Origin of the sequence: Flavobacterium piscinae (genome assembly GCF_004122145.1) — a bacterium.
Classification (GTDB): domain Bacteria; phylum Bacteroidota; class Bacteroidia; order Flavobacteriales; family Flavobacteriaceae; genus Flavobacterium; species Flavobacterium piscinae.
In genome coordinates, this window is the sequence record NZ_SBKQ01000003.1 from 196,110 (window position 1) to 211,126 (window position 15,017).

At 34.8% G+C, this 15,017-nt stretch carries 11 protein-coding genes; 4 read left to right on the forward strand and 7 right to left on the reverse strand.

Annotation, left to right across the window (positions count from 1 at the left end):
- Positions 1-44: 44 nt before the first annotated feature.
- A complete protein-coding gene (gene thiL, locus EQG68_RS03810; RefSeq protein WP_129463456.1) occupies positions 45-1,091 on the forward strand; it encodes a thiamine-phosphate kinase in 1,047 nt (348 codons plus the stop codon).
- 605 nt (positions 1,092-1,696) lie between these two features.
- Here the strand turns inward: thiL and EQG68_RS03815 are convergent.
- The 5 genes from EQG68_RS03815 to EQG68_RS03835 form a co-directional block, all read right to left on the reverse strand.
- Positions 1,697-2,362, reverse strand: a complete 666-nt coding sequence (locus EQG68_RS03815; protein WP_129463457.1) for a response regulator transcription factor — start codon at positions 2,360-2,362, stop codon at positions 1,697-1,699.
- A gap of 95 nt (positions 2,363-2,457) precedes the next feature.
- Entirely contained in the window at positions 2,458-4,491 is a 2,034-nt protein-coding gene (locus tag EQG68_RS03820; protein WP_129463458.1) for a tetratricopeptide repeat-containing sensor histidine kinase, read from the reverse strand.
- Positions 4,492-4,582: 91 nt separating this feature from the next.
- Positions 4,583-4,780, reverse strand: coding sequence for a hypothetical protein (locus EQG68_RS03825; protein ID WP_129463459.1), 198 nt, complete (start codon positions 4,778-4,780; stop codon positions 4,583-4,585).
- A gap of 215 nt (positions 4,781-4,995) precedes the next feature.
- Complete coding sequence (locus tag EQG68_RS03830) at positions 4,996-6,108, reverse strand: LytR/AlgR family response regulator transcription factor (protein WP_129463460.1); 1,113 nt, start codon at positions 6,106-6,108, stop codon at positions 4,996-4,998.
- Between the two features lie 306 nt (positions 6,109-6,414).
- A complete protein-coding gene (locus EQG68_RS03835; protein WP_129463461.1) occupies positions 6,415-7,956 on the reverse strand; it encodes a glycine--tRNA ligase in 1,542 nt (513 codons plus the stop codon).
- A 115-nt stretch (positions 7,957-8,071) separates the two neighbouring features.
- Here EQG68_RS03835 and EQG68_RS03840 point away from each other — a divergent pair, with 115 nt between their 5' ends.
- Both EQG68_RS03840 and EQG68_RS03845 read left to right on the forward strand, forming a co-directional pair.
- Entirely contained in the window at positions 8,072-8,752 is a 681-nt protein-coding gene (locus EQG68_RS03840; protein ID WP_129463462.1) for a ComF family protein, read from the forward strand.
- An 85-nt stretch (positions 8,753-8,837) separates the two neighbouring features.
- Complete coding sequence (locus EQG68_RS03845; protein WP_129463463.1) at positions 8,838-10,427, forward strand: Ig-like domain-containing protein; 1,590 nt, start codon at positions 8,838-8,840, stop codon at positions 10,425-10,427.
- Positions 10,428-10,434: 7 nt separating this feature from the next.
- On the opposite strand, the gene EQG68_RS03850 is transcribed toward EQG68_RS03845, so the two are convergent.
- Positions 10,435-11,202, reverse strand: coding sequence for an amidohydrolase (locus EQG68_RS03850; RefSeq protein WP_129463464.1), 768 nt, complete (start codon positions 11,200-11,202; stop codon positions 10,435-10,437).
- Positions 11,203-11,272: 70 nt separating this feature from the next.
- On the opposite strand from EQG68_RS03850, the gene EQG68_RS03855 reads away from it, so the two are divergent.
- Positions 11,273-11,836: a hypothetical protein gene (locus EQG68_RS03855; protein ID WP_129463465.1), complete on the forward strand. Its 564-nt coding sequence runs from the start codon at positions 11,273-11,275 to the stop codon at positions 11,834-11,836.
- A 203-nt stretch (positions 11,837-12,039) separates the two neighbouring features.
- Here EQG68_RS03855 and EQG68_RS03860 read toward each other — a convergent pair whose 3' ends face one another.
- Complete coding sequence (locus tag EQG68_RS03860; protein ID WP_129463466.1) at positions 12,040-14,889, reverse strand: GH92 family glycosyl hydrolase; 2,850 nt, start codon at positions 14,887-14,889, stop codon at positions 12,040-12,042.
- Positions 14,890-15,017 lie beyond the last annotated feature (128 nt).

Genomic DNA, 15,017 nt, shown 5'->3' on the forward strand with positions numbered 1-15,017 from the left:
ATTATTTTCAAAACCTTCGTACCTTTGTCTTTTGAAAAAAAACTATGTTAGAAGAAAAATCACCTCAACGCACCTCCATTGCTCAATTGGGCGAATTTGGTTTAATTGACCATTTAACGAAGCATTTTGAAATCAATCAATCTTCCACCTTAAAAGGAATTGGTGATGATGCAGCTGTGTTGGATTTCAAGGATAAAAAAACCGTTGTTTCCACCGATTTATTAATCGAAGGCGTTCACTTTGATTTGGCGTATATGCCGTTAAAACATTTGGGCTACAAAGCTGTGGTGGCGAACGTTTCCGACATTTGTGCGATGAATGCAACGCCTACTCAAATAACGGTTTCCATTGCGGTTTCGAATCGATTTCCGCTCGAAGCGTTGGAAGAATTATTTGCCGGAATTACACTTGCTTCAAAACACTATAAGGTAGATGTGATTGGTGGCGATACCACTTCGTCTCAAAAAGGATTGATCATTTCCATTACCGCATTAGGCGAAGCGAATGCTGAAGATATTGTGTATCGAAGCGGAGCCGCAGCAAACGATTTGTTAGTGGTAACCGGCGATATCGGTGCGGCCTACATGGGTTTGCAAGTCTTAGAACGCGAAAAGCAAGTTTTCCAGGTGAATCCCAACAACCAACCGGATTTGGATAATTATACCTATTTAATCGAAAGACAGTTGAAGCCCGAAGCTCGAAAAGACATCAAAGAATTACTCGAAAAACTGGAAGTAAAACCTACTTCGATGATTGATATTTCCGACGGACTTTCCTCTGAAATCATGCATTTATGTAAGCAATCTAACGTAGGTTGTACGATTTACGAAGAAAAATTACCATTAGATCCTCAGTTGATTTCGGTATGTGAAGAATTCAACATCGACAGCACTACAGTAGCCATTAACGGCGGTGAAGATTACGAATTGTTATTTACGATAGCTTTGGAAGACTTCGATAAAATCAAAGCCAATCCAAACTTAACTGTAATTGGTCACATGGTAAAAGAAAGTGAAGGCAAACATTTAGTCACTAGAGCCAATCAAAAAATAGAACTCAAAGCCAGAGGCTGGAATGCCTTAGCAGAATAATAAAAAAAGCGATAGTTGGGGCTATCGCTTTTTTTATCTAAACTTTCAAAAACACAGTAGCTTTTTTATGAAATAAACCTTTGTTGGGGCAAAAGGGTGGTATTTTAATTCGATTTGGCTACTCAGAACGTCCTTGGGTCAATATTTTAATTATGAATAATTACTTCGTTATTGATGATGTAAAGATATAGCGACCTACTAGAAATTTAAATACGGTTTTACTCAGAATGTGTTACGGGTTTCTGCCTTTTTCATTGTGGTTTCCCGTAAACTTGATGTAACCGCAAATTCGCAAATTAAATGTTAGGTTTTAATTCATTGGTTTTTACTAGCTCATTAAAACAAAAAAGCGATAGTTTGGGGCCTATCGCTCTTTAGATTTTTTGAGTTCCGATTAGTAGGTTAAGTCTTTGGGGACTTACAAAAGGGTGGTATTTTTTCGGTTTACTCTTCTTTCGTTCCTAGGTTACTCAGAAACTTCAGTATGTTCACTAACTCGATGTAAAAGTAGTTTGATTTTCAGACAATTAGTTACGGTTAACCGCAAAATTCATTGTGGTTTCCTGCCAATTTTAGTACGGTTTTGTGTATTAAAAAAGGGTTGACTAAATCAACCCTTTGTTTTTTGCTTCGGTAATCAGTTCGATATCACTACTTCCTTTAACGCCTAAAATTTCTTTTAAATTGAGCTTTCGCTTTTCAATGGCACTTAAGGAAAGTGGCACATAGCTCGGTAAATCTTTGGTTTTTATTCCTTTTGATAAATGGTATAAAATCTGTTTATCAAACTCATCTACCTGTAAATTTTCATATTGTGATTGACTCACGAACTTCACTACGGTTTGGCTGTAGTAATTGTCGTTGTTTAGAATTTTATCAAACGCATTCAATAACTCATCAAAGGTTAAATCGTTCTTTATGATTAATCCGTTAGGGTTAATTTCTTTAATAATGGTATTGATTTTAATTAATTCGGTATGCATGGTGAGCAAAATAATTTTGCAGTCCGGCATGAGTTTACGAAGTAATTTAGCCAAATCTTCACCTGACATAATCCCTTTTTCCTCATAAGGCGGCATACTAATGTCTAAAAATGCAATGTCAAATGCCTGGGTGGCCGTTGTAATGGTTTCATACGCCGTTTTACAATTATTGGCTTGTGTGGTCGTATATTCAAACGAATTAGCACTGTAGCTTTTTAAAGCATTTTTATAGGCTTCGATGATAAACGGATGATCATCCACAATAACAATTTGGTAATTTTTTGACATGATTTAGTTGTTGGTTGTCTATTTGGTTGAAAATAACAGTCAAATATAAAAAAGAAAAAACACTTTTGATAAATTCAAAAGTGTTTGTTTTAAAATTATTTTTTAAACGGCAAGTCAATCGTAATTCTTGTACCTTTCCCCGGATTAGATTTTAGTTCAAAAGTTCCTTTGCAGGTTTGCACTCGGGAAGTGATATTTTGAAGACCAATCCCTTTGCTTTTTTTCGACACATCAAATCCAATTCCGTCATCTATAATAGTAACATGTAAATGTTCGGCATCTTTTAACAAGTTTACTGAAACATTTTTTGCTTTGGCGTATTTATTGATGTTTTGCAATGATTCTTGAATGATTCGGTAAAGATTAATTTTTAAATCATTATCCACCTTATCCCATTTAATGGCTTGGTCAATTGAATATTTCAAATCGGTTGCTTCGGAAAGATTTTTTTGTTCTTCAAACAAATTGGTTAAAATAGCAACAAAATTATTGATTAACGCAAATTTTTCACGGCTAAGCTCGTGCGAAATTTCACGAATATCTTGTTCAATGAACTTTAGCTCCGATATGTAATGATTTCTGCCGGCAATGGCAAGTTCATCATTTTTTTTATTTAAACTGTCTAAATTGAGTCGTGCTCCAAACAAACGCCCCAGCACTCCATCATGCAATTCCTGACCAATGCGTTGTTTTTCTTTTAAAACCACTTCGTCCATCTTCTTTTGCTGGCTAAGCATCATACTATAAATTTCTTCATTCGCCTTTTGTTGTTCTTCCCGCAATCGAAAGTATTTATTTCTACTCCGTTGGTCACGTATAATATAAAGAAGTACCACAATAAAAACCGCCAATAAAGCAAAAAGAATAATATTGCGGTTTTGAGCTGCTAATTGCTCTTTTTGTCGTTTGATTTCATCGGTTTCGTATTCAATGCGTGCGAATTTTTCAGAAACTTGACGTTCTCCTTGAAATAAACTGTCTGTTAACTTAACGTATTCTTTCGCAAAAATACTTTGGTTTTCCGGTTCAACTGTGTTAAGTTGATCTATGGCTGAAAGTTGCAGATTAATAATATTTGTTTGCTTTGCTAATTTATAGGCTTCTTCTGCATATTGCTTTGCACTATCTAAAACACCCTTTTTTTCATAATATTCTGATAAATTTATACGGCTGTTTACAATTTCAGGGACAAGTTGAAGTTCTTCACGTATTTTTAAGGATTCATAAAAATCATTAGGTAAATTAGAAAAATCACCAAGTCTTAATTTTGCTTTTGCTTTGTTATCTAATATTGTTGCATACAAAGCCGGGTACTCTTGTAATAAATCCGGCTCTTGAATAGCTTGATTAAAATAAGATAAAGCTTCTCTGTAATTACTTGTTTTTAAATTAATCCAGCCTAAATTATTTAATGAAACTGCCATTGTTTGGTAAGAACCAAAATTTATTAATTGTTCTTCACTGGCTATTTTAAAGGCTTTTTGAAAATATTCTTTCGCTTTTTCATAATCTTTTATATCCAAACAAGTTATTCCTAATATATTATAAGCCTCGTATTCTAAAAGTTTATTATTCTCTAATCGAATATAAGTTAAAGCCAAAACAGCCGATTTCTCACTACCCAAGTAATCTCTAACCTTGTGTTTAGCTGTAGCCATTTTTACATGCATACGGCCAATCCCAATATTGTCTTTGATTCCAAAATATATTTTTTCTGCATTTTGAAAATTGATAACCGCACTATCCATCACGACATTATCGGCATAATATTCTCCTAAGTAAGTATAGGCTCTAGCAAGATAAAACGAATCTTTAGCTTGAATCGCTTCATCTATGAGTTCTAAAACTGTATTTTTAAACTCTTGCTTTTTTCCAATGTTATCATAAATAAAAGCAACATAAATTTTATTTTTAAAATAAACTGAATCTCTTGGAAGTGTTTTAATTAAGTCCTGAGCTTTATTTAATGATTGGACTACTTCATTCTCTGGCAATTCAAAATTATGTGCGTTTTGAATATAATATTGAATACTGTCCTGAATCGCACTGTTATTTTCTTTTGTCGAAGAAATATTATTACAGGCAAACACAGAAATTAGTATAATAGTAAAAACAAAAAATCTTTTCAATACTTCTGATATTTACATCAAAAATATTAAAAAGATTTATATATTGTAGAAAATAATTCTCTAATGTAGAGAAATTATATACTTATTTTAATTATTGGATAACTAAAGCTCTTTTACCTCCTGTTACAGCTGATCCATCTCCATTCTCAGACATTTGGATAACCAATGCTCTTTTACCTCCTGTTACAGCAGATCCATCTCCATTTTCAGATGTAGAATTTACTGATAAATCAGATGAAGATACTGAAACAAACATAAAAAGTCCTAATAATGCGAATAAAGTTTTCATAATGTTGTGATATTTAGTTATGATTTGAATTTCTTTTTTTTTGAGTGAATTTCTAATACTGTATATTGTATTTTTATTTGTATCACGTGGAGACAATCATTCACGGTGTAAAAGTATAGTGCATATCACGCACAGCCAATAAAATCAAGGGATGATTGGTAGATGGTGTTCGTTTGATTGTGGATTAAGCTAAAATACTGGTGAAATAACTCTTTTTAGATGTCTTTGAATTCAGAGCCTGCTAATTGGGCTATTATTTGCTCTACATTCTCTTTGTAGCTCTTGGAAAACGGGAGTTGTGTCTTCGAATTTTTGATGTAACAAACCGTGTTTCCGGTATGAATTCGGGAAACATAGTTTTTATTCACAATATAACTATTGTGTATCCTAAAGAAGTAGGAAGGAAGATTTTCTTCAAAATATTTTAAAGTTTTAAATGCTGTAATTACCTCCCCGTTATTTAATGTAATATCGGTGGAATTATTATCCGCTTTTAGAAAAGCAATTTCGTCTAATTCTAAAAAGCGATAATCGCCGTATGATTTGATGCAAATTAAATTACGATGTACTTCCTCATTTGAAACAATCGTTTTAGGAGCATCTAATGTGATGTTTTTAATTTCGGAAAGTAAAGGTTCTAAATCTACTGACGAATTTTCTTTAGGAAGAGCCTCTTCTAACTTTTCAATGATTTGAGAAGTAATCGCGTCAGAATCAAACGTTGGCTTTTGTTGATTGGCTATTTCTAAAATAGCTTCCTTTAAACCGGATAGTTCTGTTTTCAGTAATGTAATTAATTCCTCGTTCACCGAATTTACTTGAACATACTCCGGTTGAATCGAAATTAATTCTCTTGCTAAATTGTCATTTTCTTGAACCTCTAATTTTGGTTCTACAACTTTAAACTCGGAAATTTTTCTAGGCTCAGGATTTAACCGGATGACAGGAGTATCGTTGTTTTTTTCAAAACGCAATAAGGCTTTGCGAACATCTGATTCAGCAAATGGCTTTACTAAAAAATCCAGCACATCATACTTCACCGCTTCAAACGCTTTGCTTGTATCGTGTGAAATCGCAATAATTTTTGGAATCTTCTTTAAAAAACGATGTAATTCGTTAATTAGCAAAAGAGAAAGGTTGGAATTGGCAGAAAGTGGATTAATCTCTAAAAAAACAAAATCCGGTTGATATTCTAAAATGGCATTTAATCCATCCTCATAATTGGTCGCAGTAGCCATAAGCTGAAAATTTGAAAACCCTTCCATCACGGCTTGGATTTTCAAAATGCTTTTGCTATCATCGTCAAGAATGAGGTAAGAATGCATCATAAACCTACAAAATCTTCTGAATTCAAAATCAGGACATCACTCCTGCCTTTATTCGTTAAAAAAAATTGATTTGTAGGTTAAAATGTATAAAACAGGGCGGTTTTTCTACACTGCAATGTTAATTATAATAAAGAATGTAAAATGATTTCGTTTTTTATAATTATTAACAAACATAAGTTAAAAAATAATCGAAAAAAAGTAACGGGCAAAGCTTTCGATAAGGTGTAAAAAAATGTCGTTTAAAAACAAAGTCCAAGTACTGTTTTGATAGTACTTGGACTGTTTATACTTGTGAATATATCAATTTTACATTTTCATCAACCAATTTCGCATTGAAACATCATTGGCAATAATTGCTCTTAATTCAGAGATTTTCACACGATCTTGTTGCATGGTGTCGCGGTGACGAATGGTAACTGTTTCATCATCTATGGTTTGATGGTCAACTGTGATGCAGAAAGGTGTTCCCAACGCATCTTGTCTTCTGTAACGTCGTCCTACGGCATCTTTTTCATCATACGCCACGTTGAAATCCCATTTTAGTTCATCCACGATTTTTCTGGAGATTTCAGGCAAACCATCTTTTTTTACCAAAGGTAAAATGGCGGCTTTGGTAGGAGCTAAAACCGAGGGCAAACGTAAGACGGTACGGGTCAAACCGTCTTCTAACGCTTCTTCGACCAAAGAATTGGAGAAAACAGCTAAAAACATTCGATCCAAACCAACCGAAGTTTCCACTACATACGGCACATAATTTCTATTTTCCTCTGTATCAAAGTATTGCAGTTTTTTACCGGAATATTGCTCATGAGCTTTCAAATCGAAGTCGGTTCTGGAGTGAATTCCTTCCAATTCTTTGAATCCAAAGGGGAAATTAAATTCGATATCGGCTGCCGCATTGGCATAATGTGCTAACTTCTCATGGTCATGAAAACGGTAATTTTCTTTGCCTAAACCCAATGATAAATGCCATTTTAAACGGGTTTCTTTCCAGTAGTCATACCATTTCATTTCTTCGCCCGGCTTTACGAAAAATTGCATTTCCATTTGTTCAAATTCACGCATACGGAAGATGAATTGACGAGCCACAATCTCGTTTCTGAATGCTTTTCCGGTTTGAGCAATTCCAAACGGAATTTTCATACGCCCTGATTTTTGAACATTTAAGAAATTTACAAAAATTCCTTGTGCCGTTTCGGGACGCAAGTACAAATCCATCGCAGAATCGGCAGAAGCTCCTAATTTGGTGCCAAACATCAAGTTAAACTGACGCACTTCGGTCCAATTGCGTGAACCGGATTCCGGACAAGCAATTTCTAATTCTTCAATTAAAGCCTTTACATCAGCCAAATCTTCATTGCCTAAAGAACGTGCCATTCTTTCCAAAATCTCACGTTGTTTGGCTTTATATTCCATCACACGGGCGTTGGTAGTCACAAATTGCCCTTCGTCAAATGCCTCTCCAAAACGTTCTTTGGCTTTATCGATTTCTTTTTGTGCTTTTTGATTTAATTTTTCGGCATAGTCCTCAATTAACACATCGGCACGGTATCTTTTTTTCGAATCTTTATTGTCAATCAACGGGTCATTGAACGCGTCTACGTGCCCGGAAGCTTTCCATGTCGTAGGATGCATAAAAATCGCCGCATCAATCCCCACGATATTTTCATGCATTTGCACCATCGATTTCCACCAATATTCACGGATGTTTTTCTTTAATTCTGCTCCATTTTGAGCATAATCATAAACGGCACTCAAACCGTCATAAATTTCACTGGACGGGAAAATGAATCCGTACTCTTTTGCGTGTGAAATTACATTCTTAAAATTATCTTCTTGTTTCGCCATAATGGTGCAAAAATATAAAAAGTGGCTCGATAAGCGACAAAGTTGTTAAAGTTTTAAAAAAAATTATAAATTTGTTTGTCTGCTGTGAGCAGTTTTAAATAAAATATAAGCCAAAATGCTAAAAAGTTTACTCCATTTATTCTATCCCGAAGTTTGCTTATCCTGCAAAAATCCACTGTTTACCAATGAAATTTCCCTTTGTGCACAATGCCGACATCAGTTGCCATTAACCTTACACATTGAAAATCCGGATAATGAAGTAATACGAAAATTTTATGGTCGTTTACCGGTAGAGCACGTTTCCTCCTTGCTGTATTTTCACAAAAAAGGAATAGTGCAAGAACTGATTCATCATCTTAAATATAGAAATCGGCAACAAGTGGGTAAATTTTTAGGTGATTGGTATGGTGAAGAGCTGCAAAAAATTCATTCAGAAGTAAAATTTGACGCCATTATTCCGGTTCCTTTACACAAAAAGAGAATGAAAGAGCGAGGTTATAATCAATTAACCACATTTGGTCAAGCACTTTCAAAATCACTACAAATACCCTTTTTTGAAGATGTTTTACATCGAAACACTTATGCTATCACCCAAACCAAGAAGTCTTTTTTAGAGCGAACTGAGGCAAAAAAAACCGTTTTTGAAGTTGAATTCAATGAAAATCACCACAACAAACATTTTCTTTTAATTGACGATGTCATTACAACCGGTTCAACGTTAGAACAATGCGGAAAAGCAATACTTAAAATTCCGGGAGCTCGTTTAAGTATAGTATGCATGGCCTACACGCACTAATTATACGTAAAGAAAAACCTAAAACATTTCTTTTACACTAAATATAATTGTTATTTTGTGGTCACTTTAAGCATCAAATAAAATTATGAGAATTCTTTTTTTTCTTCTTATTTCGGTTTTGTTTACAAGCTGTGCCAAGCGAGGTTATATTACGGGTGGTATGAAAGACACCATTGCACCTGTATTGAAACTGAGTGAGCCGAAGAATTTTTCAACCAATTTTAAAGGAAATACCATTAAACTTCAATTTGATGAATACGTGAAATTGAAAGATGTGAATAAGCAAATGATTATTTCTCCTCCGATGAAAACGCAGCCACTCCTCTCGCCTATGGCCGCTTCTAAGGAAATTAAAATCACGATAAAAGATACTTTGCTGGAAAATACGACGTACAGTCTCAATTTTGGAAATAGTATTCAAGACAACAACGAAGGGAACCCTTATCAACAATTTAAATATATTTTTTCTACCGGAACATATATCGACTCACTCGAATTAAACGGAACAATTAAGGATGCTTTTGATCGTAAAACAGACAATTTTGTTTCGGTGATGTTGTATGAAAAAAACGAAAAGTTTAATGATTCAGTTGTTTATAAAGAAGTTCCGCGTTATGTAACCAATACTTTAGACAGTTTAAAAACATTTAAACTTGAAAATTTAAAAGAAGGAAATTATCTCTTAATTGCTCTAAAAGACGCAAATAATAATAACAAATTTGACCCCAAAACCGATAAAATTGCGTTTTTTAATGAAATTATCACCGTTCCAAGCGATTTTGCTTATGAATTAGAATTGTTCAAAGAAGAATTGCCTTTTAAGCCTTTAAAACCGATACAAGCCTCCGGAAATAGAATAATCGTTGGCCACGAAGGAAAAGCAGATGGCTTAATAGCAGAACTGAAAAACGGAAACGAAATTATTCCCACCATCATTACACCATTTGAGGGAAAAGATTCTGTTCAAATTTGGTTTAAACCGATTAAAACCGATTCACTTTCTTTAAAATTAAACCGAAATGCTTTTGAAAAAGAATTTACGGTAAAAATGAAAAATCAAAAAGCTGATTCATTGATTATTAAAACCAAACAAAGCGGAACGCTCCATTTTAGGAATAAATTTACACTCTCGAGTTCAATTCCATTGATAAAAATTGATGAATCAAAAATTAAATTGATCAACAAAGATTCTGTTGCTGTTCCTTTTTCAACAAAATACATTGCCGAAAAACAAGAAGTTGAAATAGATTTTAAAAAAGAACCGCTCGAAAAGTATAATTTCATCCTTGAAAAAGGTGCTTTTACTGATTTGTTGGAACGCGAAAGCGATTCTACCGGGTATAGAGTTTCGACGAAAGATGTGGCTGATTATGGCAATCTGCGGCTTCAATTGGAAGGAATAAAATCGTTTCCAATCATTATTGAATTGACCGATGATAAAGGAAAAGTATTGGCTACTGCCTACTCAGAAGGAGAAACGGTATTGAATTTTGATTTGATAGAACCGGCAATGTTTACAGTTAGAATCATTTATGACGAGAACAAAAACAAGGTTTGGGATACCGGAAATTATTTAGAAAAACGCCAAACCGAAGAAGTCCGCTATTTCCCAACACCTGTAGAAGTCCGAGCCAATTGGGACGTGAATCAAACCTTGAAGTTTAGTGGTGGATGATGACAGTTTAATATGAAATGGAAAATTCATCTCTATCATTCAAAAAATTCAATTTTTTTCGGGTTTCAAGCATTTTTTCTTTATCTAACTCGAGATGAAAAACATGTTCATCGCGTTGTGGTTCCAAGAGATAATTCCCTAATTCATCAATCACTTGTGAATGACCAATGTATTCATGTTCGTTATCATCCAAACCAATTCTGTTTAGACCAATGACATAGGATAAATTTTCTACTGCTCTGGCTTTCAGCAAAATATCCCACGTATTTATTCTTACTTTTGGCCAATTTGCCACATAAATCAGTAAATCATAATTTTCTATGTTTCTGGCAAAAACAGGAAAACGTAAATCATAACACACTTGTAAACAGATTTTCCAGTTTTTATATTCAATTATTTTCTTTTCTTTTCCGGGTTGATACACTTTTTCTTCGCCTGCTAAAGTGAAAAGATGTCTTTTGTCATAATATTCTAATTTACCGGAAGGAAAAACAAACACCATCCGATTAAAAAATTGTTCTTCTTCTTGAATGACTAAACTACCAGTTATAGCCGTATTCTTTGCTTTTGCAATTTCAATTAACCAAGAAATCGTGACGCCTTGCATGGTTTCCGCAACTTGTTTTGGATTCATTGTAAATCCGGTACTAAACATTTCGGGAAGCACAATTAAATCAGTATGTTGCGAAATTGCTTTTATCTTTTGTTCAAAATAAAGTCGATTTTCTGAAGGACTTTCCCAAACTAAAGGAGCTTGAATGAGTGAAACTATCATTTTTTCTTTTTTGATAAAGATACAAAATACGAATTTGAGATTTTTTCTTATCTTCACAAAAAACATCTGTATGAAAAAATTGGCTTTTTTATTGGCTTTATTGATTTGCTTTTCAATGAATGCTCAAGAAAAATCAACTACTCAAAAATTTTGGGAAGCTCTTCAAAAACACTGTGGAAAATCGTTTGAAGGCGAAATAATTGAAGCTCCTGCCAACGATGAATTTCGGGGAAAAAAGTTGGTCATGCATGTAAAAAGCTGTGAAAAAAACAAAATTCAAATTCCATTTTTTGTGGGAGAGGATAAATCCAGAACTTGGGTGTTGACCTATAAAAATGGTAAAATTACACTCAAACACGACCACCGTCACGAAGATGGCAATCCGGACAAAGTAACGCAATATGGTGGAACCTCAACCAACGGAGGTTCGCACAACATGCAATTTTTTCCTGCGGATGAATTTACGAGCGAGTTAATTCCGTATGCTTCTATGAATGTCTGGTGGATTACCGTGGATGATAAGAAATTTACCTATAATTTACGCCGAATAGGAACAGATCGGGTTTTTTCGGTGTCGTTTGACTTAAGCGAACCGGTTGAAAATCCTGAATCGCCTTGGGGTTGGAAGGATTAATTGCCCACTTAAAACAGTAAACCTTTTAATGGAACACAGATAGTATGGATTTAATAGATTTTTTCTGATTCCTTTGATTCGCTTCGGTTAAAATGGATTGAAACGAATTTCTTTCTGCTAACTACTGCTGAAAACTGTGACTGCGACTGAATACTTTATATTTCAGAATCAAAAACTGAAAACAGACAACGGACAACTTTCTACTACTCCACCGTAATCTCATCCACAAAAATAAACGCTTCCCCATCAAATGGAAAACCTTGATGCCATTCCGGTAGTTTACCAAAGTTGCTCGCTTTTACTTTCACGTAACGAGCTTTTACAGGCTTTTTAACGCTTTTAAATCCTTTAATAATAGAATTGTAGTCTTTCGGGTCAATCGTGTTGTTTTGCGTGTCAAAAAGGGTAAAATTCACGTTGTCATTTGAAATATAGTATTCCACTTTGGTTGGCATCAAAATCCACGAACGGGTGTCTTGTAGAAAATTGGCGGTGATTTGACTTATTTCGCGGGTAGATTGCATATCGATTACCGCTTCAAAATCATGGGTTTGATAGCCTTGCCAATCACCTTTTCGCCAGTTTTCGGTACCAAAAATGCCGTCAATCAAGCCGTCCGGACCACCGGCGTGGTATTGCGGATTGTAGGTTGATTTAATATCGATGGTGAAATTGTTGGGTTTTTTGAAGAAGGTGGCGGAGACAGTGCTGCTTTTTGTTTCTACAGCTTCAAATAAATCAACTAAATATGCCTCAATTCTTGAAGATTTGTCTATTTCAATTGGATTTTTATAGATACTAAAATTAGTTTTAACAGAATCATTTTGAATGACTCTAAAAAGAATTTCAGGTTTATTTAATTTTTCGAATGAAAGCTTATTGGCTTTTATTTCTATTTTCATTTTATCTTTAAAGGATTTACTTTGAGCCTCAATTACTGGAACAGAAATATATTTATCAGATTCTATACCTTCAATATCATAATAAGAACCAAAACTTTTCATGCTAAAAAATCCAAAACTATTATTCTGGTAATGAGAATCTAAATTAGAAATAATGCCTTCATTTCCATTTTCAAAATTTACCTTAACTTTTTCAAAAAATGGTTTTACAGTTTCCCAACTTGGTTGACCGGGAGTAACATTGTAAATTCCCATTGAACTCAATACATACCACGCACTCATTTGTCCGCAATCTTCGTTTCCAATTAAGCCGTCAGGGTCATTTTTGTAGAAATTGTCTAAAATAAAATGTACTTTTTCTTTCGTCTTTTCAGGTTTGTTCACATAATCGTACAAATACGCTACGTGATGACTTGGTTCGTTTCCGTGAGCATATTGCCCGATTAAACCCGTAATATCGACTTGATGACGACCTGAAGTTTCGCTGACTGAATTAAACATTTCGTCTAATTTGGCTTCAAATTTTTCATTACCACCCATTGCTTCTATCATTCCCGGTATGTCTTGTGGCACAAAAAAAGTGTATTGCCAACCATTGGCTTCCGTGTAATTATTATTGACTTCTTTGGGGTCGAAGGGTTTATCCCAGCCGCCATTTTTCTTAGGTTGAATAAATCCGGTTTCCCAATTAAAAAGATTTTTCCAATTTTGGGAGCGAAGCATAAAATACTTGTAATCTTCTTTTTTATCAAGTAATTGAGCCATTTGAGCTATACACCAATCGTCATACGCATATTCTAATGTTTTGGAAACACTTTCATGTTCATCATCAATGGAAATAAAACCTTGTTTTTTGTAGGCATCCAACCCTAAATGATCGAGCATTGCAGAGTGTTTGGCGGCTTCATACGCTTTTTCATAATCAAAACCTTCGATGCCTTTGACCATAGCATCGGCAATCACGGAAACGGAATGGTAGCCAATCATACAATCGGTTTCGTTGGAAGCCAATTCCCAAACGGGTAAGCGACCGCCTTGTTCAAACTGTTTGATAAAGGTGTTGATGTAATCGGAAGTTCGCTTTTTATCAATCAACGTATACAGTGGATGAGCAGCTCGAAAGGTGTCCCAAAGGGAAAAAACGGTGTAGTAATCAAATCCTTCGGCTTGGTGAATTTTATTGTCTCGGCCTCGGTATTTTCCATCTAAATCTTGAGCGATGTTGGGTTGCATCATCGTGTGATACAAAGCGGTGTAAAAAATAGTGAGTTTATTTTTATCGGAAGAAGTGACTTCAATTTTAGACAATTCTTTGTTCCACATTTCTTCTGCCTCTTTTTTTATTTTTTCGAAGTCCCAATGAGGAATTTCCGTGCTGTTGAGTTGTGCTCCGTCATATCCTGTTGGTGAAAGGGCTACTTTTACGAGTAGTTTCTCGCCTTTTTTGACTTTTTTGGAGAAACATAAAGCCACTTTCTTACCATAGTAATCTCCATTGTCATCTGCAGAATCGGCCAAAATTTTGGAAATATTCATTGGAATATTAAATTCTATTCTTGCATAAACATATTGATCTCTTGCCCATGCTTCACTTCGTCTTAAAACTTCTATAGTTCTTCCGTCAATAATACGAATTCTGCCTTCTAACAACACATCACGGTGATTTAAATCTAAAATAATGTTGGCTTGTCCACTTTCATTAAAGGTATATTCGTGAAAACCTACTCGTGTAGAAGTGGTTAAACGCACATCAATATTGTGTTTATCTAATTTGACGGAATAAAATCCGGCAGAAGCTTTTTCGTTGGCATGTGAAAAAGAGGAAGAATAGATTTTGTTGTCAAAAGAAGGTTCGCCCATGGTGGGCACTAACAAAATATCACCATAATCAGAAACGCCGGTTCCGTTAAGATGTGTATGTGAAAATCCATAAATGCGATTATCGGAATAATGATAACCGGAACAGCCTTCCCAACTGCCATCGATTCGGGTGTCGGGGGAAAGTTGCACCATTCCATAAGGCACTGTGGCTCCGGGAAAAGTGTGTCCGGTTCCGCCCGTTCCGATGAAAGGGTTGACGTATTGTTGGTAGTTTTGACTAAAATTTATTCCGGAAATGAATAGAAATACTGAGAGAATAATGAATCGCATTCGTTGTTGTTTGTTTGTTGTTCAAATATACTGAAATTTCTTTTTAGAGCAGGATTTGCGTTAGGGATTGCAGCGGCATCCTTTTGTGGAGCTTGCGGAACAAAAGATAGAGCGGAAAGCCCGACCCT